This is a genomic window from Streptomyces sp. C10-9-1 (assembly GCF_024497955.1).
Classification (GTDB): Bacteria; Actinomycetota; Actinomycetes; order Streptomycetales; family Streptomycetaceae; genus Streptomyces; species Streptomyces sanyensis.
The window spans coordinates 356989-380884 of sequence record NZ_JANHKP010000001.1; the positions used below are offsets into that span (position 1 = coordinate 356989).

Consider the following 23896-nt stretch of genomic DNA (forward strand, 5'->3'; position numbering starts at 1 on the left):
GGCACCCCGGGGGCGCCCCGTCCCACCCGCTCCGCACCAGGAGGCCACCCGCCATGCCCCAGCTGGAAGTCGACGGCGCACGCCTGACGTACGACGACGAGGGACCGCGCGAGGGCGGCGGGGTCCCGCTGGTGTTCGTGCACGGGTGGACGGCCGACCGGCACCGCTGGGACCACCAGACGGCGCACTTCTCCGCGACGCGGCGGGTCGTACGGCTCGACCTGCGCGGCCACGGGGAGAGCGAGGGCTCCGGGCGGCGCAGCATCGCGGAGCTCGCCGGGGACGTCATGGCGCTCCTGGACCACCTCGGCCTTGAGCGGTTCGTCTTGGTGGGCCACTCGATGGGCGGGATGATCTCCCAGACGATCGCCCTGGCCCACCCGGAGCGGGTGGAGCGGCTGGTGCTGGTCGACTCGATCTCCAGGATGGCCTACAGCCGCGGCCGGGGACTGCTGATGGCGGCGTCCACGCTGGTGCCGTTCCGGCTGTTCGTCGAGGCGAACATCCGGCGGGCCTTCGCCCCCGGCTATCCCCGGGAGCGGATCAGGCAGTACGTCCGGGAGTCGGCGGCCACCCCGCGGGAGGTCGTGATGACCTGCTACGGCGCGATGCGGGACTTCGACGTGCTGGACCGGGTGCACGAGATCCGGGTTCCCGTGCTGCTGGTCCACGGGTACCACGACATCCAGCTTCCGCTGTCGCAGATGCTGCGGATGGCCAAGGAGTACCCCGACGCGCAGGTGCGGATCGTGGACGCCGGGCACGAGCTGCCGGTGGAGAAGCCCGAGGAGCTGACCGCGCTGCTGGAGCCCTTCGTCACGGCGGCCTGAGCCGCCGTGCGGCGGGCCGGACCGCGGCAGGGGCGTTGCGGGGCTCCGGCCCGGAGTTCAGCGGCGCCCGGCGGCGAAGGCCGCGGGGGACGTGTCGTCCAGGTCCACGCAGCACCCGTAGCCCCAGTACACGTAGTAGTGGGGCGTCGCCAGCTGGCGACGGCAGCGGGGGCAGACCACCTGCTGGTGGGGGTTGGCGCGGATGACGGCCGTGTCCTTGAGGCCGAAGACCGCCCGGGTCGCCTCCAGGCCGTGTTCCTCGATCCCCTGCCGGACGAACTCGAGTGCGCCGTAGGTGTGCCCGTCGGGGCAGGTGATGCGGTTGGAGTAGGCCGAGCCGCATGCCTCGGCACCGAGCTCCGCCGTGATCCGGGCCATCTCGTGCTCGGCCACGGGCTCCAGCCCCAGGTGGCTCATCCGCTGCGGTGTCCAGTACCAGGCGTTGACAGCCGAGAACTGGGCCCGGGTCAGGTAGAAGGTGGCGGTCCTGCCGCTCCTCACGGTGGCCTTCACGATGTCCACGACGATGTTGTCCTCGGCCGCGATGACGGCCCTGCCGCCGCCGACGACCGACTCGACGGCGGCCAGGGAGGACGGGTCCATGGTGCATCACTCCGAAACGGGCAGCGGCCGGAACACACCGGCGCGGGTCTCTCCCGCTGCGATGCTCCGCCGGCCGGCCGCACCCCGCAATCGGGAGGATCCGTCCGGGTCGGCGCCCCGCGCCGCACGGCCCTTCACCGGTCTGCCCGGGGCGGTGTCGCCGAGGGGCACCGGGGCTCCGCCGCGCCGGGTCGGCGCAGACGCGGCCCCGGTGGCCCGGGGTGCGGGGAGGCCGCGGGGGCCCGCCGGGCCGGTCAGCCCTCGCCGGATTCCGGGCTCAGCGTCAGCGAGATCGAGTTGATGCAGTAGCGCTGGTCGGTGGGGGTCGGGTAGCCCTCGCCCTCGAAGACGTGCCCCAGGTGGGACCCGCAGCGGGCGCAGCGGACCTCGGTGCGGACCATGCCGTGGGAGCGGTCCTCGATCAGCTCCACCGCGTCGGTGTCCCTCGGGTCGTAGAAGGACGGCCAGCCGCAGTGCGAGGCGAACTTGGTGTCCGAGCGGAAGAGTTCGGCCCCGCAGGCGCGGCAGGCATAGGTTCCGGGGGTCGTGGTGTCGGTGTACTCGCCGGTGAAGGCGGGCTCGGTGCCGGCCTGGCGCAGCACCGCGTACTCGGCCGGGCTCAGCTCGGCCCGCCACTGCTCGTCCGGCTTCTCGACGTCGTAGGCCATCATGCGCTCCCTCGGTTCGACAGGTGGGCCAGCACGTCCGGGCCGAGGTCCGTGACGTCGCCCGCGCCCATGGTCAGAACGAGATCGCCCGGCCCGGCCATTCCCGCGACGACGGCGGGGACGTCGGCCTTGTCGTGCACGGCGACGACCTCGGCGCCCGCGTCCTTGGCGGCCTCGATGATCAGTTCGCTGGTGACGCCGGGGATCGGGTCCTCGCGGGCCGGGTAGATGTCGAGGACGACGGAGGCGTCGGCGAGGGCGAGGGCCCGGCCCATCTCGCGGCCGAGTTCCTGGGTGCGGGAGTAGAGGTGGGGCTGGAAGACGACCAGCAGGCGGGAGTCCTGCGCGGCACCCCGCATGGCCTCCAGGTCGGCCGTCATCTCGGTGGGGTGGTGGGCGTAGGAGTCGACCACCTGCACCCCGGCCGCCTCGCCCTTGGGCTGCAGCCGCCGTCCGACACCGGTGTAGGCGGTGAGGGCGCGGGCGAGCTGCGCGGGGTCGACGCCGAGGCGCGCGCCGGCGGCCAGGGCGGCGGCGGCGTTGTGGGCGTAGTGGCGGCCGGGCACGGAGACGGTGAAGACGTGCTCGGCGCCGTCCATGACCACGGCGACCTCGCTGGTCATGCCGCGGGGGGTGAGGGAGCGGATCCACACGTCGGAGCCCTCCGCCTCGCCGACCGTGACGACCGCGGGGCCGCCGGGGCGCCCGGAGAGGCGGGCGGCCAGTTCACGGGCGCCGGGGTGCTCGCCGACGACCAGGGTGCCGCCGGGCACGATCTTGGCGGCGAAGGCCTCGAAGGACTCGTAGATCTCGTCCATGGAGGCGTAGTTGGCGTGGTGGTCGAGTTCGACGTTGAGGACGATCGCGACCTCGGGGTCGTACTTCTGGAAGCTGCGGTCGCTCTCGTCGGCCTCGGCGACGAAGATCGCGCCCTCGCCGTGGCGGGCGTTGGTGCCGGGTCCGGCGAGGTCCCCGCCGATCGCGTAGGAGGGGTCCAGGCCCAGTTCGGTCAGGGCGACCGCCAGCATCGAGGTGGTGGTGGTCTTGCCGTGGGTGCCGGCGACGGCGAGCGGGCGGGTGCCGTGCATCAGGGACGCCAGGGCGTCGGACCGGTGGACGACCGGCACCGAGAGTTCGGCGGCCCGCACCAGCTCCGGGTTGTCGGCGCGGATGGCGCTGGAGACGACCACGCACGTGGCGTCGGGGGCGAGGTGCCCGGCGGCGTGGCCGAGGTGCACGGTGACGCCGAGTTCGCGCAGGGAGGCGGCGGTGGCGGAGTCCCGCGCGTCGCTGCCCGCGACCTTCGCGCCCCGGCTGGCGAGGATCCTCGCGATGCCCGACATCCCGGCGCCGCCGATGCCGATGAAGTGCGGGCGCTCCATGGCGCTGGGGACGGCGGGTGCCATGTGTCGATCTCCCGGGGTGTGCGAGTACGTACCGGGGCCCACCCTAATGGGCGACCGGGGGCCCGCAGGGCACCGCGGGGGCCGGGTCCGCGGCGCCCCGCCGGGCCCGGCGCGCCCCGCGGACCGGCCCGGGTGCGGCTACTCGCTGTGCGCGAACAGCTTCAGGACGGGCACGCCGACCTTGTGGCGGGCCCGGGAGGCCCAGTCCCGGTGGAAGAACTCCTCGACGTAGTGGGGCTCGGTGAGCACGATCACCTCGTCGGCGCCGGACTCCTCGACGACGGCCTTCAGTCTGTCCAGCGGGTGTTTCTCCACCACCTGCCCGCGCGCCTCGCAGCCTGCGGCCTTCAGTGCGGCGAGCGAGTGGGCGAGGCCCCGCTCGGCCGGGCCCTTCGCCTCGCTGCCCTCGGGCTCGTCCCCTTCCCGGACCGCGTCCTTCAGCTCGCCGAGCGCCACGTCGTCGATGGCGCGCAGCAGGACGTCGGCCTGGTCCCCGCGGGGCTGCATCAGCAGGACGAAGGCGACCGCCTCGTCCCCGTGCAGCGTGGTGAGGAAGTCGACGTCTTCCGGGGACAGGGGCTTCTCGATCATCAGTACGCTTGTGAACACCGGCGGGAGCCCTTCTGCGGAAACCATCCTCCCCCGTTGACGCACGGGGCCTGCGAGACCAGTGTGCCCCTCCGGCGCTAACCGGAACGGGAAATTCCGGTGATTGTCGCCTTCCGGGTACCCACGCTCACACGCAGGTGGGACGGCCCCTCACACGCCCGTGGGACGAGGCCGGGCATCCCTGGCCCGCTCCGGCCCCCCTCCCGCCCGGCCCGGCGCCCCCGGCGGAGGGGGCGCGCTCACGCCCGGCGGTACCGGGTGAACAGGAAGCCCGACTCCTCCAGCACCGACACCAGGGCGAAGCGCGCGGGGTCCGCCAGGGCCGGTCCCCCGGCGATCCGCTGGGCGTCGCCCGCGGCCATCGTCGGCGAGAGGGTCAGGCAGAGCTCGTCCAGCACCCCGGCCGCGGCGAACTGCCCGAGCAGACGCGGCCCGCCCTCGGTCAGCAGCCGGGTGAGCCCCCGCGCGGCCAGCGCCCTCAGCGCCTGGGCGGGCTCCACACCCGGGCCGTCGCCCGCGACGACCACCACGGCCCCGGCGCCCTCGGCGCGCCTGAGCCGGTCGGGCGGGGCCGCGGCCCCGGTGAGCACCAGCGTCGGCACCAGCGGCTCGGTGAACAGCGGCTGCGAGAAGTCCAGGTCCAGCGAGGCGCTGACCACGGCGATCGCCGGGGCCGGGCCCTGGCCCGCGGCCTCGCGCCGCCGGGCGAAGACCTCCCGGGCCCGGGCGGGCCGGTAGCCCTCCGAGCGCACCGTCTGGGCTCCCACGAGCACGGCGTCCGCGAGGCCGCGCAGCGTGCCGAAGATCCGCATGTCCGCGGCGCCGGAGAGCGGCTGCGAGCGGCCCTCGTGAGCCGCGGCGCCGTCGAGCGAGGACACCATGTTCCCCCGGAGCCAGGCGCGGCCCGGGGCTCCCGGCTCCGCACGGGACCCGTCCGGCAGCGGGTAGGCGTAGGCGTCGGCCAGCTCGTCGAGCGACCACTCCCGGTCTCTCGCACCCTCGGAATCGGATGTCTGGTCGGTCACAGGGAACAGGCGTCGCATACCGAGCAGTCTTACACGGCCCTTACAGTTGATGACTGTGCCGACCAGCCCGATAGCAGAAGCCGCCCCCCTCTCGCTGTGCGCCCGCGAGCCGCACGTCCCCGCCGACCGGCTGGTGGCGGAGATGGTGCCGCCGCCGCGCTTCGACGCGGTGCGCTTCGACACCTACGTCCCCGACCCGAACCAGCCCAGCCAGGTCGAGGCCGTGAAGGTGCTCGGCGGGTTCGCCTCGGGCCTCGGCGGCGCCCATGCGACGGGCAGCGGCAGGCGGCGCTGGTTCTCCCGCAGGCCCCCGGCCCCCGTCGGCCCGCGCGGGGTCTACCTCGACGGCGGCTACGGCGTCGGCAAGACCCACCTGCTGGCCTCCCTGTGGCACGCCACCCCGGCGGAGCCCTCCCTGAAGGCCTTCGGCACCTTCGTCGAGCTGACCAACCTGGTGGGCGCGCTCGGCTTCCAGCAGACGGTGGCCACGCTCGGCGGGCACCGGCTGCTGTGCATCGACGAGTTCGAACTCGACGACCCGGGCGACACCGTGCTCGTGTCGACGCTGCTCAGCCGCCTGGTCGAGGCGGGCGTCGCGCTCGCGGCCACCTCCAACACCCTCCCCGGCAAGCTGGGCGAGGGCCGCTTCGCCGCAGCCGACTTCCTGCGCGAGATCCAGGGGCTGTCCGCGCACTTCCGGCCCCTGCGGATCGACGGCGAGGACTACCGCCACCGCGGACTGCCCGAGGCGCCCCCGCCGGCCACCGAGGACGAGGTGACCCGGACCGCCTACGCGACCGAGGGCGCCTCGCTCGACGACTTCCCCCTGCTGCTGGAGCACCTGGCCCGGGTGCATCCGAGCCGCTACGGAGCGCTGACCGACGGTGTCCGCGCCGTCTGCCTCACCGGCGTCCGGCCGGTGCCGGACCAGTCGACGGCGCTGCGCCTGGTCGTCCTGGCGGACCGGCTGTACGACCGCGAGGTCCCCGTGCTGGCCTCCGGGGTGCCCTTCGACGCGCTGTTCGGTGACGAGATGCTGCGCGGCGGCTACCGGAAGAAGTACTTCCGGGCCATCTCCCGGCTCACGGCGCTGGCACGGGACGCGAAGGGCTTGGTGGCGCAGTAGGTTTGGGGGCGTCACCCCCGTTTTCCGAAGGGAAGATCATGGCTACCACGCGCCAGGCGCACACCGTTTGGGAAGGCAACCTGATGGACGGCAAGGGCGTCGTCACGATGGACTCCTCCGGAGTCGGTGAGTACCCGGTCTCCTGGCCCGCCCGCGCGGAGGCCCCCGACGGCAGGACCAGCCCCGAGGAGCTGATCGCGGCCGCCCACTCCAGCTGCTTCTCCATGGCGCTCTCCCACGGCCTGGCGGGCGCGGGCAACCCGCCCGCGCGGCTGGAGACCAAGGCGGAGGTCACCTTCCAGCCGGGCGAGGGCATCACCGGGATCCACCTGACCGTGCAGGGCGAGGTGCCCGGTCTGGACGAGGCGGCCTTCGTGAAGGCGGCCGAGGACGCCAAGGCCAACTGCCCGGTCAGCCAGGCCCTGACCGGCACCACCATCACGCTGAGCGCCTCGCTGGCCTGAGGCCCGGCCGGTGCCGCCGTGCCGCGGGTCCGGCACGGCGACACCGGCGGCCCCCTCGGCCACGCCTGGTTCCCCGGCGGAGCACCCCGTGCTACACACGAGCGGTCGCGTTTCCCGACCCCTCCCGCGCCCCCCACGGCGGCGGACGGGGGACCCCACAGGGAGTTGATTGCCGATGAGCACCACACGACGTCAGGTACTGGCGGGCACCGGGGCGTTGGGCGCCTCGATCGTCTTCAACGGCGCGCTCGCCGAGCTGTTCGCGGGAACGGCCGCCGCCCGCGGCCACCGCGGGTACGGCCCCCTGGTGCCCGACCCCGAGGGGCTGCTCGACCTGCCGCGGGGCTTCCGCTACCGGGTCCTCTCCCGTGAGGGCCGCCCCCTGCGCTCCGGTGAGGGCCGGGTGCCCTCCAACCACGACGGCATGGCCGCCTTCGCGGGCCGCGGGGGCGGGGTCGTGCTGGTCCGCAACCACGAGAACCGCCCCCGCAGCCGGGTGCCGGTGCCGCGGATCGACGGCCTGACCTACGACCCGGCCGCCGAGGGCGGCTGCACCGCGCTGGTGCTCGACGACCGCGGGGCGGTGGTCTCCGAACGGGTGGCCGTCGCCGGTACGGCCGTCAACTGCGCGGGCGGCCCCACGCCCTGGCGCACCTGGCTGACCTGCGAGGAGAACGAGGACAAGGCCGGCACCCGGGGCTACACCAAGGACCACGGCTTCGTCTTCGAGGTCGACGGCACCGATCCGCGCCGCACCGGGGCCGTCCCGCTCACGGCCATGGGGCGCTTCCAGCACGAGGCCGTCGCCGTCGACCCGCACACCGGGATCGTCTACGAGACGGAGGACGCCTTCGAGCGCCCCTTCGGGCTCTTCTACCGCTTCCTGCCCGCCCGGCCGCTCGGCGGGCGGGGATCGCTCCGGGCCGGGGGCGAGCTCCAGGCCATGCGGGTGCCGGGGGTGGCGGACCTGTCCGGCATCCGGGAGACCGGGGCCCGCTTCGACGGGGTCTCATGGGTCCCGGTCCCCGACTCCCAGGCGCGCGAGACGCCCATCCGGCACCAGGACTTCGGCCGCGGCGGCATCACCCACGCCCAGAAGCTGGAGGGCTGCTACTGGGGCGGCCGCTCGGTGTACTTCGTCTCCAGCTTCGCCCGTGTCGACGACGGCTCCGCCGGGACCCACTTCGGACAGGTCTGGCGCTACGAGCCGGACCGGCGGCGGCTGACGCTCGTCGTCGCCTTCGGCCCCGACACCGACGTGCAGCTGCCGGGCGAGTCGCCGGACAACATCTGCCTCGCACCGGGCGGCGGCCTGATGGTGTGCGAGGACGGCAGCGGCGTCCAGCACGTCTACGGCGTGACCAGGCGCGGCGAGGTCTACGCCATGGCGCGGAACGCCCAGGACATCGGCACCCCCGGCGACCCCGAGTGGGGCGAGTTCGCCGGGGCCTGCTTCTCCCCCGACGGGGGGACGATGTACCTCAACTGCTACACCCCGGGGACGACGTTCGCCGTGACGGGCCCCTGGCACTGACCGAGCCCGGTCGCCCGCGGCGCCCCCGGGGTCGCGGGGGCGCCGCGGGCGTCGGACCATCGTGACAGGAGTCCCGGCGGCGCCCGGCGGGCGGCAGAAGGCCGGGACGGCGACGGAGAGGGGCTGTGCGGTGGCCGAGGCGGACGGCGGGAAGCGGAGCGGGGGCCGGGGGGCGGAGGCGGACGGCGGGAAGGGGATCTCCGACCTGCTGCGCCTGCCGGGAGGGAAGCGGATCGAGCTGTCCGGATACGACGCGCGCGCCACTCCGGGGGGCCCTCCCGACAAGGCGGCCGCCCTGGCGGAGACGGCCGCGACGGGCAGCCGTCTCGCCGACCTCCAGGAACGCCTGTTCGCCTCGGCGACCGGCGGTGACCGCAGGCGCCTCCTGCTGGTCCTGCAGGGGATGGACACCAGCGGCAAGGGCGGCACGGTCAAGCACGTGGTGGGCCTGTTCAACCCGGCCGGCTGCCGTATCCGGGCGTTCAAGGCGCCGACCGAGGAGGAGCTCGGGCACCCGTTCCTGTGGCGGGTGACCCGGGCCCTCCCCCGGCCGGGGGAGATCGGCATCTTCGACCGCTCGCACTACGAGGACGTGCTGATCGCCCGGGTGCGCCGCCTGGTGGCGCCCGAGCGGCTGGAGCGGCGCTACGGGCAGATCAACCGCTTCGAGGAGTCGCTGGCGGAGGACGGCATCACCCTGGTGAAGGTCTTCCTGCACATCAGCTGGGAGGAGCAGCGCAAGCGCCTGCTGGCGCGGATCGACAACCCCGACAAGCACTGGAAGTTCGCGCCCGGGGACATCGAGGAGCGCGAGCTGTGGCCGCAGTACCAGCAGGCGTACGAACTCGCGCTGGAGCGCTGCGCCGTCCCGGAGGCCCCCTGGTACCTGGTGCCCGCGGACCGCAAGTGGTACCGCAACTGGGCGGTGGGCAGGCTGCTGCTGGAGCACCTGGAGGCGATGGACCCCCGCTTCCCGGTCGGCGGCTTCGACGCGGCGAAGGCCAGGAGGTTCCTGCTGGCGGGCGCCTGAGGCGTGCGGCCCCGGGCTGGCCGGGGACCGCACGCCCGCGCGGTCACTCGACGACCAGCTCCACGGGCAGGTTGCCGCGGGTGGCCTTGGAGTACGGGCAGTAGGCGTGGGTCTTCTCCAGCAGGTCGCGGCCGGGCTCGCCCTGGAGGTGCTCGGGGAGCTCCACGCGCATGATCACGGAGAGGCCGAAGCCTCCGTCGGTGTCCTTGCCGATCGAGACCTCCGCGGTGACCGAGGCGTCCTTGACGTCGATCCTCTCCTCGCGGCCGACGACCCCCATGGCGCTGGCGAAGCAGGCGGCGTAACCGGCCGCGAACAGCTGCTCGGGGTTGGTGCCCTGCCCGTTGCCGCCCAGCGCCGCGGGGAAGGCCAGCGGCAGGTCGATCACGCCGTCGGAGCTGACGGCGCGGCCCTCGCGCCCGTTGGCGGTGGCGACGGCGGTGTAGAGCGCATCCATGGGAGTCCATCCCTCGTGGGTCGGGAACCGGGAGCACCCATCAAAGCACACGATTAAGTTGTGCACAATTCAGTTGTGCACCTGGTACATCCCGGGCGCGGAGGCCCGGCACGCCGCCGCAGACACCGGACGAGCGCCGCGCAGGCACCGGACGCGGCCGCCCGGGCACCGTGTCCGCACGGGCGGTCCCCGGCCCGGACGCGAAACGGCGGCGGGTGGCGGACCGCCTTCCTCGGTCCACCACCCGCCGCCCCCGGGCGGCACCCCCTGGGGGGCACCGTCACGGAACACCGTCAGCCGCGGCCTCCCGGGAAGCCGCCGCCGTTGCCCGCCTCACCTCCTCGACCCTGCTCAACGGTGCCCGCCGCGCGGCCGGTGCCGCCCTGGTCCCGTCAGCCCCCGCCCCGCTGCCCGCCGCCTCCGTCGATCCGCGCACCGACCGCCGCGAGTGCCGTGGTGACCGGGTGGAAGAACGTCTCGCCGCCGGAGGTGCAGTCGCCGCTGCCGCCCGAGGTGAGGCCGATCGCCGCGCCGTCCCGGGTGAACAGCGCGCCCCCGCTGTCCCCCGGCTCCGCGCACACGTCGGTCTGGACGAGGCCGGTGACCGTGCCCTCCGGGTAGTTCACGGTGGCCCCGAGGCCGGTGACCCGGCCCCCGTTCAGGCCCGTCGTACTGCCCATCCGGAAAACCTCCAGGCCGACCGCGGCCTCGGCGGGGCCCCGGATGTCCAGGGTCTGCCCGTTGCCCAGGTCGACCGAGCTGGGGGCCTCGGTCGCCGGGTCGTCGTACGTCACCAGGGCGAAGTCCCCGTCACCGGGGAAGGTCGCGGCCCGGACGGTGCCCACCGGGGCACCGCCCGGCTCCTCGGACCACCGTGCGGAGGAGACGGCGCAGTGCCCGGCGGTGAGGAAGCCCGGCGCACCCCCGCCCGTCACCACGTTGAAGCCGAGGGAGCACCGGGCCCCGCCCCCGAAGATCGCGTCCCCGCCCTCCAGGAAGGTGCGGAACTCGCCCTTGGAGCGGGACAGGCGCGCGGTGCCGGCGCCGAGTTCCTCGACGGCCGCCTCCAGGCGGTCCCAGCGCTCGCCGGAGACCGTGCGGTCGGCCGTGACCCGGAGGGTGTTCGTCCGGGGGTCCACGGCCCAGGCCGTGCCGGGGACGGCGGCCCTGTCCGACAGGGTGTCCGCCGCGCGGTTCAGCGCGCCCATGCTGTTGTTGACGCTTCTCGGCACGGCCCCGGCGCGGCGCACCCGCTCGACGGCCTCGCCGTCGCCTCCGGCGACGTTGACGACCAGCCGGCGCTCGGCCGCGTCGTAGTAGGCGCCGCCGTACGCCTCGCCGAGGTCCGGCCCGATCCGGACCATCAGGTCCCGCGCGGAGGCGGCGCTCAGGGCACGCGGCGCCGCGGCCGAGGGCTCCTCGGAGCCGGACTGGGACGCGTTCGCCTGGGGCAGCAGTACCGCCGCCGCCGCGACGGCCGCTGCTCCGGCCGCGGCCATCACGGCCTTCCGCTTGGGTATTCGCCTGTGACTCAACTCGCTGCCTCCTGCGGGGGGATACGGGTTCCGGTGCCGCGGGGCACCGGGGGACGCGTCCGCACAGTGGTACGCAGGAGACGGGCGTCGTGCTCAACGGCGTTGCGGAATCACGACTCTGGCTGCCCGTCCGGTTCCGCAGGGGACCCGCGAGGGGCCCGGTTCAGTCCGGGAGGCGGGTGCCGCAGCGGGCGCAGAAGCGGGCGTCGGCCGCTTCGGCGGGACGGCCGCAGTCAGGGCAGAGACGGTGCGCCGCGCAGGGGGGCTCACCGCCGTCCCGGCGTGCCCCGGCCGGCGGGGCGGAGCCGATCGTCAGGCCGGGCCGCCTGCGGTGCGCCGTCAGGTACACCAGTCCTTCGGGACCTGCGGCCAGCGACCTCCGTGCGCCGCGCGGCAACCAGACCAGGGCCCCCGCCCCCAGGCGCTGCTCCTCCCCGGCGACGGTCAGTGCCCCGCCGCCCTCCAGGACGCACAGCAGCACGTCGAGATCGGGTTCCCCGTGGGCCGCGACGCTCCCCCCGGGCGGGAGGCGGACGAGGTTGGCGTCGAGCTGCCGCGCCGTGGGCGACAGGGCCCACAGGACGCCGCCGCGCTCCGGTGGGGCCTCGGCGAGCAGGTCCTTCGCGGTGGTGAGCACTCCGTGCGTGCGACGCGGGGCCATGCCGCTCCTTCCTGGGCACCGGCGGGATCGACCGCCGCATCATCGCACGGCCGGGCGCGGCACCGGGTCCGCCCCGCTGCGGCGACGGGCGGCGGCGCGGTGGCGGCGGTGCACCGGCTGAGCGCCCGTCACGAGGCCGTCGGATACCTTGCGTCGAGTGAACTCCTTTGTGCGGACATTGACGTGTATGTGCCTGCCGGTGGCGGTGCTGGCCGGCTGCTCGGCGGGCGGCGGAGCCGCCCCCCTCGCCCCGGGAAGCCCCTCGGCCGCACCGTCCCCGGTGTCGCGGGCCCCGGCGCCGGGAGCGGCACGCTCCCCGGAGCCGACCGGCGCGGCGGGAGCCTCGGCGCGGCCCGGGAACGAGGCGGCCGGGCCCGGCCGGGTCCCGACCCTGGCACCGGGGCCGGGCGGGGCCGCACCGGTGTTCTCCCGTGCCGAGGACCGCGGGGACGGGGCCCCCAAGCTGGTCGCCCTCACCTTCGACGCCGACATGACGGCGGACCAGGGGCCGCGCGCCGCCCGGGGCGAGCGCTTCGACAACCCGGGGCTGATCGCCGCCCTGCGCGCGCTGGAGGTCCCGGCCACGGTGTTCATGACCGGACGCTGGGCCGAGGAGTACCCCGGCCAGGCCCGGAGCATCGGCACCGATCCGCTGTTCGAGACCGCCAACCACTCCTACAGCCACCACGCCTTCACCCCCGACTGCTACGGGCTCCCGGTCGTCGCACGGACGGACATGCGCGCCGATGTGGAGCGGGCGTTCCGCGCCTTCGAGAAGGCCGGCGTGCGCAACACGGTGCCCTACTTCCGCTTCCCGGGCGGCTGCCACGACGACGCGGCCCTGCGCGCCGTGGCACCGACCGGGGTCACGGCCGTGCAGTGGGACGTGGTCAGCGGCGACGCCTTCGCGACGGACGCGGACGCGGTCGCCGAGCAGGTGCTCGCCGGGGTGCGCCCGGGCTCGCTCGTCGTCATGCACTGCACGCGCAGCGCGGCACCGGTGACGGAGCCCGCGGTGCGCCGGATCGTCCCCGAGCTCCGACGCCGCGGCTACACCTTCGTCAAGGTCTCGGACCTGATGCGCGGCTGAGTCACGGCGGCCGCGGCCACCCGGGGAGCACGGCCGGACGACCGGGCCAGGGGCCGGGTCTCAGGGAGCCCGGCCTCAGGGGGCCCGGCCTCAGGGCGGGTCCGCCGCCAGCGAGCGGGCCAGCGGCAGCCGGGCCAGCGCGAACACCCCCGCGGCCACCAGCGCCACCCCCACCGCCTGCGGGAGGAGCCACCACCCGGTGCGCAGGTGCTCCTCGTAGAGGAGGATCCCCAGAGCCAGGCTCACGGCCGCGTCCCCGAGGGTGATGGCGGGCTGCGAGGCGACCAGCGGACCGGCCTGCATGGCGTTCTCCAGCAGGAACAGCGCCAGGACGCCGGTGACTGCGAAGGCGTAGGTCTGCCAGGCCGTCAGGAAGCCGGTGATCCCCTCTCCGTCCAGGATGTGCATGGCGGACTTCATCAGCGCGGCCGTGACCGCGTAGGAGATCGCCGTCGCCGTGCCGAGGAAGGCCGCGCGCGCCCGGCCCTCCGGCCGCCGCACGGCCGCGACGGCGAGCGCGGCGACCACCACCGCGCAGACGGCGAGCGCGGTCACCCAGCGGTCCAGGGGCACGCTGGTGCGGTTGCCGCTGGGCGACGCGGCGAACAGCGCGAGCCCCAGGCCCACCACCACGGCGCCCACGGCCCGCCAGCCGGCGGCGGGCAGTCCGCTGTGGAACATCAGCGAGGCGATCACCAGGGTCAGCGGAAGCTCCAGCACGAAGAGCGGCTGCACCACCGTCAGCGGGCCCGTCGCCAGTGCCACGGCCTGGCAGACGGCCGCCGCCACGACCGCCGCCATGCCGCCCAGCCAGACCGGGTGGCGCAGCAGGTCGAGCATCAGACCGGGCCGCAGGCCGGCGGAGCGCGGGACGTCCAGGGCGGCCTTGCGCTGGAGGACGGTCGCCAGGGCGTTGCTGAGAGCGGCCCCGATCGCGAAGGCCACCGGGAGCAGCAGGTGCACGGGAGGTGCCTCCAGTCGTGGGGTGCGGATCAGGGGGCCGGGAGAGGGGTGCGCGGGGCGGTCGGGGCCGGGCGGGGGAACGGGGGCGTTGGCTCACGCGGTGTCAGGACGGCCGCCGTCCCCCGTCCGGGGCGGACCGGACCGCCGGCGACCGGGCGGTGCGGGCATCCCCTTGGGCGTACCACCGGGCGCCCTCCCGGCCACGCCCCGGGCGGGGGAATCGCCCGAAGGCACCGCGGCCACGCGGGGTCCGCGACCGGCGTCCGCCCGCGCCCCGGGCCGGGCCGGGGGCGCGCACCGGGCTGCTGGCAGACTGGCCGCGTGAGCAGCGACGGCACCGGTGAGAACGGCCCCTTCGGCGAGGAGCGCAGCGCGCGGGAGGAGGCGCCGCAGTACGTGCTGCCCCTGGTGGTGCGGATCGAGAAGGCGCGGCCCCCAGCGCGGACCGACGCCCTGGAGACGGCCGCACGGGCGGTGCTGTCGATCCTCGACGACCCGCGCGCCCACGGCGAGGGCGCGTGGGCGGAGGCGATGCGCGCCTGGCAGGACGGGCGCATCCGCAAGGTGGTCCGCCGGGCCCGGGGGTCCGAGTGGCGCCGCGCGGGCGAACTGCCCGGCCTGACGGTGCACGGGGAGTCGGCCGAGGTGCGGGTCTTCCCACCGGTCCCGCTCGACGGCTGGCCCAGGGAGCTCTCCCGCCTCCAGGTCTCCGGCACGGAGCTCGACGACCCCCTTCCCCCGGCCGCCCCCGAGCCCGCTGACCCGGTGCTGTGGATGAACCCGGGGGTGGACATGTCGGCGGGCAAGGCGATGGCCCAGGCGGGCCACGGCGCCCAGCTCGCCTGGTGGGAACTGTCCGAGGACGAGCGGGCGGCGTGGCGGGCGCGCGGCTACCGCCTCTCGGTGCGGACCGCGGAGCCGGGGCGGTGGGCGCGGCTCAGCGGCGGCGGGCTGCCCGTGGTCCGCGACGCGGGGTTCACGGAGGTCGCCCCCGGCTCCTGCACCGTCGTCGCCGCGCACCCGGCGCTGCCGCGCCGCCGCCCCTGAGCGGTGCGTCCCGGCCGGGCCGGGGCCGGCAGGGCGCGCACCCGACGGGAGCGCGGGCACCGGCCCCGGGGACCCCGCCCGCGGGCCTCGACCGTGCGGACGGGACCTCGACCGGCTACCGCGGGTATCCGGTGGCCGCCGTGTTTCGCTACCGCGGGTAATCGGCGAGGACTTCCGTCCGCACCCGGGCGGATGCGGACAGAACACCGCCGCGGGACTGAACAATTCCGCCCCCGGGCGCGTACATGCCGGTATCGCCGAGTAGTTTGACCGGCTGATCCGGCCCCTGAAGCTCGGCGGCGGGGCCGGGCCGGACTCTCGGCCGGCATCGGTCTGCCGTGGAACGCATCGGCTCTGGAGGCACATTGTTGCAGCGCATCAACGGGACGGTTCTCATCATCGCGGCCCTGGTCGCCACGGTCGGCGCCCTGGCCTTCCCCGTGTGGTCGTTCGCCGACCGGTCGGGCACCGGGCAGGCGAACCTCAACGCCTCGACGGTGGCCACCCAGTGGGGTCCGCTGTCGGCGACGGACCGGGACTTCCTGGTGAAGGTGCGGCTGGCCGGACTGTGGGAGCTGCCCGCGGGCCAGCAGGCGATCGAGCGGGCCCCGAGCCAGGCGATCAAGGAGGCGGGCGACCACCTGATCGTCGGCCACAGCGACCTCGACGTCCGGGCCCGCGACGCGGCCGCCAAGCTGGGCGTCCAGCTGCCGAACCAGCCCACCGAGGAGCAGCAGGGCTGGCTGCGCGAACTGTCGGCCGCCAGCGGCAAGGAGTACGAGTACAAGTTCGCCAACCTGCTGCGCAACGCGCACGGCAAGGTCTTCGGCCTGATCGCCCAGGTCCGGCACACCACCCGCAACTCGCTGATACGCCAGCTCGCCTCGGACGCCAACCAGACCGTGCTCGACCACATCACCATGCTGGAGGCGACCGGCATGGTCGACTTCGACGCCATCGCCAACGAGGCCGCGGGTCTGGCCACCTCCAGCCCGACCGGACCGCCGCCGCCGGACGGCAACCTCCCGCCCGCGCCGCAGCCGGCGGAGCCCTCCGGGGAGGTCTCGCTGACCTCCCAGCCCTCCCCCGCCGAGCCGGGGACGGTCAACACCCAGCGGCCCGAGGTCCGTCCGGCGGGCTGAGCCGCCGCGCGGCGGTGCCGGGGCGGCGGCTGTCCCCGGCACTGCCGCGGAGGTGCCCCCGCACCGCCGCGGAACCTCAAATGTTGCTCTGAACGTCCCCCTTCCCGGATTCGCCCGCACCGGGCGGGGCCATCACCCCTGCGACGGTGCAGGAGTGCACGGGAGGGGGAGCACATGGAACTGGGGACGGGAATCGGCTGGCGGCCCGAGATAGCCGAGGCGGTGGAGGGACTGCCGGAGCTCGACTGGGTGGAGGTGGTGGCGGAGAACATCTGCCCCGGCCACCTGCCCGACTCGCTGGCCCGGCTGCGGGCGCGGGGCGTGCGGATCGTGCCGCACGGGGTGTCGCTGGGCCTGGGCGGGGCCGAGCGGCCCTCCCCGGAGCGGCTCTCGGCCCTCGCCGAGCGCGCCGAGGCGCTGGGGGCGCCGCTGGTGAGCGAGCACATCGCCTTCGTGCGGGCGGGGGGCCCGCTGACCGCCTCGCCCTCTCTGGAGGCGGGGCACCTGCTGCCGGTGCCCCGCACCCGGGAGGCCCTTGCGGTGCTGTGCGAGAACGTGCGCATCGCCCAGGAGTCCCTGCCGGTGCCGCTGGCGCTGGAGAACATCGCGGCGCTGGTCTCCTGGCCCGGCGACGAGCTGACGGAGGGCCGCTTCCTCGCGGAGCTGGTCGAACGGACCGGGGTGCGGCTGCTGATCGACGTGGCCAACCTCCACACCAACCGCGTCAACCGGGGCGAGGACCCCGTGGCGGCCCTCGACGAGCTGCCGACGGAGGCGATCGCCTACGTGCACGTCGCGGGCGGGGTCGAACGTGACGGCGTGTGGCACGACACCCACGCCCACCCGGTGCCGCGGCAGGTGCTGGACGTCCTGGCGGAACTGCGGCGGCGGGTCGCACCGCCCGGGGTGCTGCTGGAGCGGGACGACGCCTTCCCGCCCCCCGGCGAGCTGGCCGCGGAGCTGGAAGCGATCACCGCGACGCTGCGCGGGGCGGCCGGGGGCGGCAGCCGGTCCCCCGGCCCCGCCGGCACCCCCGGGGCGCCGCCCGCGGCCGCCGTGCCCCCGGCCCCGGAACCGGCCGCGGAACCGCCCGCGGCCCCCGGGACCCCGGTCCCGGCCGCGGAACCGGCGGACCGGGCGCGGGAGCGGCTGGCGATCGCTCAGACGGCCCTGCTCTCCGCCCTGGTGGCGGGCACCCCGGCGCCCGAGGGGTTCGACCCGGCGCGGCTGCGGGTGCAGGCCCGCGCCCTGGCCGCCAAGCGCGCCGACGTCGTCGCCAGGATCGCCCCCGAACTCCCGGAGCTCCTCGGCGGGACCTACCGCCCCGCCTTCCTCGCCTACGCCAAGGGCCGCCCCCTGCGCGGCGGTTACCGCCGGGACGCGCTCGCCTTCGCGGAGCACCTGCTCGCCCGCGGCCGTCCGGAGGATCCGCGCCACCGGCGGCAACTGGCCCTGTGGTGGCGGGACCGGACCGGGCCCCGGCCCCCGCGGCGCGGCACCCGGCTCGTCCGGGCCGCGCGCACCCGCCTGGCGGGGGTGGGCCGATGAGCACGATGCTGGTGGTGGTCGCGGTCGTCTGCACGGCCGTCCCGCTGTCCAGCAGGCTGCTCGGACGGAGGGTCAGGACGGCGACGGGACAGCCGGTGACCCGCCCGGTGGCGCTGAGGAACATCTACGAGACGGCCTTCGCCTCCGGGGGACCCGGCCGGGTGGCGGACACGGCGATCGTGGGAATGCACACGGACGGGCTCGTCCTCATCGGCGCCCCGGGCGTCGTCACCGCCCGGCAGGACGCCGTCGCCCGGGACGACGTGGAGCAGGCGGTGCTGGACTCGCTGGCATCGGCGCCCGACGGGGCGCTGGGCCGGCTGCGGTCGGCCGTGATGCGCAGCACCGAGGTGCAGCGCATCGGTGATTCGCTGAGGGTGCGGAAGGTGCTGCACCCGCCGGGCGGCCACCCCGGGCTGTACGCGTGGTGCCTGCTACAGGGCGTGCTCTGCGTGCTCGGGATCCCGGCCGTCTGGGTGCTGACGGTCCTGCTGGCGCTGTGGACCGGCTCCTCGGCGGTGGTCCTGGTGTACGGCGCCATCCTGACCGTGTCCGTCCTCTTCGGCGGCGCCGTGTTCGGCTTCCGGCGGGCCGCGCTGCTCCGGCGCCGCGTGACGCCCCTCGGGCGGCACTCGCTCGGCTACCACCCGCCCACCGGGGGCCGCGGGCTGCGGCACCCGGCGGTCCTCACGGCACGGCGCGGGGTGGGGGCCCTGACCGGCACCGCACTGGCCGGGCTGCTGGGCGAGGCCGCCCTCCACGACCCGGCCGCGGTCCGCCCCGGGGCGGTGGACACGGCGTCCTCGGCGTCGACCTCGTGCGGGTCCTCGGAGCCCTCCTGGTGCGGGGGCTCCGGAGGCGACGGGGGCTGGGACGGCGGCTCGGGGGGCGGTTCGGGCTGCGGCTCCTCGGGGTCGGGCTGCGGCTCCGGCGGCGGATCGGGCTGCGGCTCCTCCTGACGCCCCGCCAAGCGCCGGAGCCCTCGGCCTCCGGCGCCCGCTCCCTCGGCGCTCCGCCCCGCGGCGCGCCGAGGGAGCGGCGGGTGCCGTACATGCCCGGGTGTGCTGCGAGGATCCCTTCAGTCCCGGCGTCCCGATGCCCCCGGGCGGGCACGGACGGCCGGGAGCGAACGGCCGCCCCGAGGGGCCCGGCACGAAGGGGACCCATGAGAGCAGTGGCGAGGTGGGGGGCCCTGGCGGGCATCGGCTCCCTGGTCCTGACCGCGGCGGCCTCCCCCGCCGCCCCGGCGGCGGCCGCCCCCGGCACCACCGCGGCGGCCGGGGCGTCCCCGGCGCCCGGCCCCGCCGCCTTGGCGGCCGACGAGGCCCGGGGCACCGCGCAGGCCGCCGCCCGCGCCGCCGCGTCCGGCATCGCGTTCGGAAGGTGCCCTGCCCGGGAGCGGCTGCCCGAGCAGGTGCGCTGCGGGACCGTGGAGGTCCCGCTCGACTACGCCGACCCGGCCGGTCCGGCGATCACCCTCACCGTCAGCCGCATCCCGGCGACCGGCGAAGCCTCCGAACGCCAGGGCGCCCTCGTGTACAACCCCGGCGGCCCCGGCGCCTCCGGCACCTGGTTCCCGCTGGCGGGGCGGCTGCCCGCCTGGGAGCGCATCGCCCGGGCCTACGACATGGTGGGATACGCCCCCCGCGGCGTGCTCGGCTCCTCCGCCCCCCTGTCCTGCCAGGACCCGGAGGAGTTCCACGAGGCGCCGACCGCGGCCCCCACGCACCCCTCGCCCTCCGAGAAGCGGGAGCGGATCGCCCGGGCCCGCTCCTACGCCGCCGGGTGCGCCCGGTCGGCGGGGGCGGCGCTCGCCCACTACACCTCGCTGAACAACGCACGGGACCTGGAGGTGATCCGCGCCGCGCTGGGCGAGCCGGGACTGACCTTCATGGGCGCGTCCTACGGCACGTACATCGGCGCGCTGTACGCCACCCTGTTCCCCTCGCAGGTACGGCGCATGGTCTTCGACTCCGCCGTCGACCCGGACCCGCGGAAGGTCTGGTACCGCAACAACCTCGCCCAGTCCCTGGCGTTCGAGGGCCGCTGGGCCGACTTCCGCGCCTGGGTCGCCCGGCACGACGGCGTCTACGGGCTGGGGGCGACGCCGCGCGAGGTGGCCCGCTCCTACGAGACGGCGCGGGAGCGGCTGGCCGTGGAGCCCGCGGGCGGCACCGTGGGCCCCGGGGAACTGCACGCGGCCTTCCTCGGCGCGGCCTACTACGACGACTTCTGGCCCCGGCTCGCCGAGGTGCTCTCCCGCTACCTGAAGGGGGACCCCGGGCCGCTCGTGGAGCGCGCCGCACCGGACCCGGCGGGCGCGCGGGAGTCGGAGAACGCCACCGCCGTCTACACCGCCGTCGAGTGCAACGACGCGCCGTGGCCGCAGGACTGGGCCGTGTGGGACCGGGACAACACCCGGCTCGCCCGGGTGGCGCCGTTCGAGACCTGGGACAACGCCTGGATGAACCTGCCCTGCGCCTTCTGGTCCGCGCCCCGGCGGACGCCGCTCGACGTGGGGACCCGGCGCGGCGCCCTGCCGCAGGTGCTGATCCTCGCGGCGGAGCGGGACGCGGCCACGCCGTACGCGGGGGCGCGCGAACTCCAGCGGCGGCTGCGCGGCGCGGCGCTGGTGACGGAGGAGGACGCGGGCACCCACGGCATCGGCGGGGGCGCGAACGCGTGCGTCAACGGGTACATGGAGGACTACCTGCTGACGGGGAGGGCACCGGTGCGGCGCGCTTCCTGCGCGCCGCACCGGGAGCCGGACCCGGTGTCGCTGGACCGGCGCGCGGGAGGGCTCGGCCAACCGCACACCGTCTGATCTTCCGGGTCGAGGGGCGGGCGGCGCGCCGGCTGCGCGCCCCCGCCCGGGGCCTCGTCGGGCGGCCGGTCAGGCCAGGCCCGCCACCAGGTCCGCGACGCTCCTGCGGCGGCCGGTGTAGAAGGGCACCTCCTCGCGGACGTGCAGCCGCGCCTCGGAGGCGCGCAGGTGCCGCATCAGGTCCACGATCCGGTACAGCTCGTCGGCCTCGAAGGCGAGGATCCACTCGTAGTCGCCGAGCGAGAAGGAGGCCACGGTGTTGGCGCGCACGTCGGGGTAGCCGCGGGCCATCTTCCCGTGGTCGGCCAGCATCCGGCGGCGGTCCTCGTCGGGCAGCAGGTACCAGTCGTAGGAGCGGACGAAGGGGTAGACGGAGACGTACTCGCGCGGCGTCTCGTCGGCCAGGAACGCGGGGATGTGCGACTTGTTGAACTCGGCGGGGCGGTGCAGTGCCATGTTCGACCACACCGGCTCCAGGGCGCGCCCGAGGCGGGTCCGCCGGAAGCGGTTGTAGGCGTCCTGGAGCGCGTCCGAGGTCTCCGCGTGCCACCAGATCATGACGTCGGCGTCGGCGCGCAGCCCGGACAGGTCGTACGTGCCGCGCACGGTGACGTCCTCGGCGTCGAGCCGGTCGAACAGCTCCTGCACCTCGTCGGCGAAGCCGGTCCGGTCCTCGGGCAGCACGTCGCGCAGCTTGAAGACGGACCACAGCGTGTACCGGATGACCTCGTTGAGGTCCTTGGCCTTCTTGCCTGCGTTCGGGATCTTTTCGGGCGCACTCATGGGGCTATTCTCCCGTGCCGCCGGGGGTGCCCCGCGCCGGGGTGGGCGTGGCGAGGATCTCGTCCGCGGCCCGCCGCCCGCTGCCGATGCAGGCGGGGATGCCGACGCCGTCGTAGGCCGCCCCGCACACCCGCAGGCCGGGCAGCGCGGCGACGGCCTCGCGGATGCGCCCGACCCGGGCGAGGTGCCCGACCGGGTACTGGGGCAGGCCGCCGCGCCAGCGGGTGACCTCGGCGGCCACGGGGCGGGCGGCGAGGCCCACGGCCGCTCCGAGGTCGGCGAGGGAGAGGTCGACCAGCTCGGCGTCCTCCCGGTCGAGGGCCTTCTCCTCGCCGTAGCGGCCCAGGGAGGTGCGCAGCAGGAACAGCTCCTCGGAGCCCTTGCCGACCCAGTCCCACTTGTTGCTGGAGAAGGTCGAGGCCTTGATGGAGCGGCCGTCGACGGGGGGCACCAGGAAGCCGCTGCCGGGCAGCGCGCCGAGGTCCGCGCGGCGGAAGGCCAGGGTGACCAGGGCCATGGAGGCGTACTCGACGCGGGCGAGTTCCCCGGCGGCCTCGGGGCAGACGCCGGTCAGCAGGGCCGCCGCGGGCCCGGCGGGTGCGGCGAGGACCACCGCGTCCGCGGCGAGCGGGCCGCTGCCGGTGCGCACGGTCCAGCCCTCCGCACCGCGGTCCAGGGCGTGGACGGCGGTGCGGGTGCGGATGTCCCCGCCCGCGGCGCGGACGGCGTCGGCGACGGCGTCCGGCAGCGTGCCCATGCCTCCGTCGAGGCCGGTGAACACGGGTCCGGCGGCCTGCTGCGCGGCGCCGCGGGCCTGCACCTCGCGCACGGCGTCGAGCAGGTTCGCATGGCGCCCGAGGGCCTCGGCGAGCGCGGGGACGGCGGCGCGCAGCGAGATGCGGTAGGCGTCGCCCGCGTACACGCCGCCGAGCAGCGGTTCGACGAGGCGGTCGACGACCTCGCGCCCGAGGCGCTCCGCGACCAGGGTGCCGATCGCCGTGTCCCGGTCGGCCTGAAGGGGCGGCAGCTCGGCCTCGCGGGCGATCCGGGCCACCCCCTCGGGGGTGAGCAGCCCGGCGAGCGCCTCGGCCGTGCCGGGGACACCCATGACGTGGCCCTTGGGCAGCGGCCGCAGGGCTCCGCGGGTCCAGACCGCGGAGACGGCGACCGCCGGGGGCTGGAGCCGGTCGCCGAGACCGACGGCCCGGGCGAGTTCGACGCCCTCGGGCCTGCGGGCGAGCATCGACTCCGCCCCCAGGTCCACCGGCACGCCGGCGACACGGCCGGCCAGGAGCTTGCCGCCGAGCCGGTCGCCGGCCTCGGCGAGGGTGACCCGGCATCCGGCGGAGGCCAGACGGTGGGCGGCGGAGAGACCGGCGATGCCGCCGCCCACGACGACGACATGGCGCGCAGCTGTGTCCACGTTCATGGGCCAACTCTCTCAAACCGCCCGTGCCGCCCCGGGACCGAGTCCCCTTCGTGACCTGCCGGGGGCAACCGGACCACCGGGGCGCACGTCGAACCGTCGAGCAGCCCGTCCGACGTTTCTGGGGGTCCCATGCGCGCACCACGCGCCTTCGCGGTACTGATGCTGTCCGCCGTCCTCGGCCTCACCGGCTGCGGGGCGTCCGACTCCGCCGACTCCGGGGTGGCGGCGGAACGCGCGCCCGCCGGCCGGGACCTGGCGGACTCCGCGTCGGGGTACGCCGGGGCGGAGCCCGGCGACGGGAAGGCCGGAGAGGCCGGGGCGGAGGGGCCGGAGGCGGACCGGGCGGCGGCGCCGGCCGTCGCGGCGCACCTGGTCCGCACCGCGGTGCTGGAGGTGGAGGTGGCGGACGCGGCGAAGGCCCTGGCCGGTGCCAGGGCGGCGGCCGAGGGGGCGGGCGGGCGCGTGGAGAGCGAGAGCACCGAGCGGCTCGACGACTCCCGGGTCACCTCCCGGATCGTGCTGCGCGTGCCGCAGGAGCGGTACGAGGCGGTGCTCGACCGGCTGTCCGGTGCCGGAAGGCTGCTGTCGCGCCAGGTGGAGGTCGAGGACGTCACCGACCAGGTGGTGGACGTGGACAGCCGGGTGGCGACCCAGCGGGCCAGCGTGCAGCGGGTGCGGGAGCTGATGGACCGGGCCACCCGGCTGTCCGACGTGGTCTCGCTGGAGGGCGAGCTGAGCAGGCGTCAGGCGGAGCTGGAGTCGCTGCTCGCCCGTCAGAAGGCGCTGGGCGACCGCACGTCGATGGCGACGGTCACGCTGGAGCTGACCGAGGCCGAGCCCTCGGGCGGGCAGGGGGACGGCGGCCCCGGGTTCCTGGACGCGCTCGGCGGCGGCTGGCGGGCCCTGGTGGCCGCGGCGCACTGGGCGGCGGTGGCGGTCGGGGCGGTGCTGCCCTTCGCGGTCGTGGCGGGCGTGCTCCTCGCCGCCTGGCGGCTGCTGGTCCGCTTGCGCCGCCCGCGCGCGGAGGACGGCCCCGCGCAGGTGCCCGGTCCGGCCCGGGAGCCCGCCGGGGGCGGGGCGCCGTCGGAGGCCGCGGCCGACCGGACGGGCGGCACACCGTAG

General features: G+C 75.9%; 23 protein-coding genes. 12 read left to right on the forward strand and 11 right to left on the reverse strand.

The features are described from left to right. The first annotated feature begins 53 nt into the window (after window positions 1-53). A complete protein-coding gene (locus NPS70_RS01605) occupies window positions 54-830 on the forward strand; it encodes an alpha/beta fold hydrolase (protein ID WP_256521840.1) in 777 nt (258 codons plus the stop codon). 57 nt (window positions 831-887) lie between these two features. On the opposite strand, the gene NPS70_RS01610 is transcribed toward NPS70_RS01605, so the two are convergent. The 5 genes from NPS70_RS01610 to NPS70_RS01630 all read right to left on the reverse strand — a co-directional run bounded on the left by NPS70_RS01610 (window position 888) and on the right by NPS70_RS01630 (window position 5159). Further along, the gene (locus NPS70_RS01610; RefSeq protein ID WP_256521841.1) at window positions 888-1433 is read right to left on the reverse strand and encodes a hypothetical protein; all 546 of its coding nucleotides are present in this window, start codon (window positions 1431-1433) and stop codon (window positions 888-890) included. Between the two features lie 254 nt (window positions 1434-1687). Beyond that, entirely contained in the window at window positions 1688-2101 is a 414-nt protein-coding gene (gene msrB, locus NPS70_RS01615; RefSeq protein WP_256522208.1) for a peptide-methionine (R)-S-oxide reductase MsrB, read from the reverse strand. Beyond that, window positions 2101-3507, reverse strand: coding sequence for a UDP-N-acetylmuramate--L-alanine ligase (gene murC / locus NPS70_RS01620; protein ID WP_256521842.1), 1407 nt, complete (start codon window positions 3505-3507; stop codon window positions 2101-2103). Before murC ends, msrB begins: the two co-directional genes overlap by 1 nt. A gap of 138 nt (window positions 3508-3645) precedes the next feature. Then, a complete protein-coding gene (locus NPS70_RS01625) occupies window positions 3646-4116 on the reverse strand; it encodes an indole-3-glycerol phosphate synthase (RefSeq protein ID WP_256521843.1) in 471 nt (156 codons plus the stop codon). Between the two features lie 239 nt (window positions 4117-4355). After that, the gene (locus tag NPS70_RS01630; protein WP_256521844.1) at window positions 4356-5159 is read right to left on the reverse strand and encodes a pyrimidine reductase family protein; all 804 of its coding nucleotides are present in this window, start codon (window positions 5157-5159) and stop codon (window positions 4356-4358) included. 31 nt (window positions 5160-5190) lie between these two features. Between NPS70_RS01630 and zapE the strand changes: the two genes are divergently transcribed. The 4 genes from zapE (at window position 5191) to NPS70_RS01650 (ending at window position 9295) form a co-directional block, all read left to right on the forward strand. Continuing rightward, window positions 5191-6267, forward strand: a complete 1077-nt coding sequence (zapE, locus tag NPS70_RS01635; RefSeq protein WP_256521845.1) for a cell division protein ZapE — start codon at window positions 5191-5193, stop codon at window positions 6265-6267. Between the two features lie 38 nt (window positions 6268-6305). Beyond that, window positions 6306-6731, forward strand: coding sequence for an OsmC family protein (locus NPS70_RS01640; protein WP_256521847.1), 426 nt, complete (start codon window positions 6306-6308; stop codon window positions 6729-6731). Between the two features lie 175 nt (window positions 6732-6906). Beyond that, the gene (locus tag NPS70_RS01645) at window positions 6907-8265 is read left to right on the forward strand and encodes an alkaline phosphatase PhoX (protein WP_256521849.1); all 1359 of its coding nucleotides are present in this window, start codon (window positions 6907-6909) and stop codon (window positions 8263-8265) included. 130 nt (window positions 8266-8395) lie between these two features. Continuing rightward, entirely contained in the window at window positions 8396-9295 is a 900-nt protein-coding gene (locus NPS70_RS01650; RefSeq protein ID WP_374211916.1) for a PPK2 family polyphosphate kinase, read from the forward strand. 43 nt (window positions 9296-9338) lie between these two features. Here the strand turns inward: NPS70_RS01650 and NPS70_RS01655 are convergent, their stop codons facing one another. The 3 genes from NPS70_RS01655 to NPS70_RS01665 all read right to left on the reverse strand — a co-directional run bounded on the left by NPS70_RS01655 (window position 9339) and on the right by NPS70_RS01665 (window position 11948). Continuing rightward, window positions 9339-9752 carry an organic hydroperoxide resistance protein gene (locus tag NPS70_RS01655; RefSeq protein ID WP_256521850.1) on the reverse strand — a complete coding sequence of 138 codons (414 nt, stop codon included), beginning with the start codon at window positions 9750-9752 and terminating at the stop codon, window positions 9339-9341. A 392-nt stretch (window positions 9753-10144) separates the two neighbouring features. After that, on the reverse strand, window positions 10145-11287 hold the full coding sequence (locus tag NPS70_RS01660; RefSeq protein ID WP_308314966.1) for a S1 family peptidase: 1143 nt from the start codon (window positions 11285-11287) through the stop codon (window positions 10145-10147). A 163-nt stretch (window positions 11288-11450) separates the two neighbouring features. After that, window positions 11451-11948 (reverse strand): cupin domain-containing protein, encoded by a 498-nt coding sequence (locus tag NPS70_RS01665; RefSeq protein ID WP_256521853.1) that lies wholly within the window; start codon window positions 11946-11948, stop codon window positions 11451-11453. A gap of 187 nt (window positions 11949-12135) precedes the next feature. On the opposite strand from NPS70_RS01665, the gene NPS70_RS01670 reads away from it, so the two are divergent. Next, on the forward strand, window positions 12136-13038 hold the full coding sequence (locus NPS70_RS01670; protein WP_256521855.1) for a polysaccharide deacetylase family protein: 903 nt from the start codon (window positions 12136-12138) through the stop codon (window positions 13036-13038). A gap of 90 nt (window positions 13039-13128) precedes the next feature. Here the strand turns inward: NPS70_RS01670 and NPS70_RS01675 are convergent, their stop codons facing one another. Next, a complete protein-coding gene (locus NPS70_RS01675; protein WP_256521857.1) occupies window positions 13129-14001 on the reverse strand; it encodes a DMT family transporter in 873 nt (290 codons plus the stop codon). Between the two features lie 321 nt (window positions 14002-14322). Here NPS70_RS01675 and NPS70_RS01680 point away from each other — a divergent pair, with 321 nt between their 5' ends. The 5 genes from NPS70_RS01680 (at window position 14323) to NPS70_RS01700 (ending at window position 20562) form a co-directional block, all read left to right on the forward strand. Beyond that, complete coding sequence (locus tag NPS70_RS01680) at window positions 14323-15048, forward strand: peptidyl-tRNA hydrolase (protein ID WP_256521858.1); 726 nt, start codon at window positions 14323-14325, stop codon at window positions 15046-15048. A gap of 368 nt (window positions 15049-15416) precedes the next feature. Then, window positions 15417-16190: a DUF4142 domain-containing protein gene (locus NPS70_RS01685; protein WP_256521859.1), complete on the forward strand. Its 774-nt coding sequence runs from the start codon at window positions 15417-15419 to the stop codon at window positions 16188-16190. A 174-nt stretch (window positions 16191-16364) separates the two neighbouring features. Beyond that, on the forward strand, window positions 16365-17738 hold the full coding sequence (locus NPS70_RS01690; RefSeq protein ID WP_256521862.1) for a DUF692 domain-containing protein: 1374 nt from the start codon (window positions 16365-16367) through the stop codon (window positions 17736-17738). Continuing rightward, the gene (locus tag NPS70_RS01695) at window positions 17735-18697 is read left to right on the forward strand and encodes a TIGR04222 domain-containing membrane protein (RefSeq protein ID WP_256521863.1); all 963 of its coding nucleotides are present in this window, start codon (window positions 17735-17737) and stop codon (window positions 18695-18697) included. Before NPS70_RS01690 ends, NPS70_RS01695 begins: the two co-directional genes overlap by 4 nt. A gap of 206 nt (window positions 18698-18903) precedes the next feature. After that, window positions 18904-20562, forward strand: coding sequence for an alpha/beta hydrolase (locus NPS70_RS01700; protein ID WP_256521865.1), 1659 nt, complete (start codon window positions 18904-18906; stop codon window positions 20560-20562). A gap of 69 nt (window positions 20563-20631) precedes the next feature. Here NPS70_RS01700 and hemQ read toward each other — a convergent pair whose 3' ends face one another. Beyond that, window positions 20632-21345, reverse strand: coding sequence for a hydrogen peroxide-dependent heme synthase (gene hemQ, locus NPS70_RS01705; protein WP_256521866.1), 714 nt, complete (start codon window positions 21343-21345; stop codon window positions 20632-20634). 4 nt (window positions 21346-21349) lie between these two features. Further along, a complete protein-coding gene (hemG, locus tag NPS70_RS01710) occupies window positions 21350-22774 on the reverse strand; it encodes a protoporphyrinogen oxidase (protein ID WP_256521868.1) in 1425 nt (474 codons plus the stop codon). Window positions 22775-22903: 129 nt separating this feature from the next. On the opposite strand from hemG, the gene NPS70_RS01715 reads away from it, so the two are divergent. After that, on the forward strand, window positions 22904-23896 hold the full coding sequence (locus NPS70_RS01715) for a DUF4349 domain-containing protein (RefSeq protein ID WP_256521869.1): 993 nt from the start codon (window positions 22904-22906) through the stop codon (window positions 23894-23896).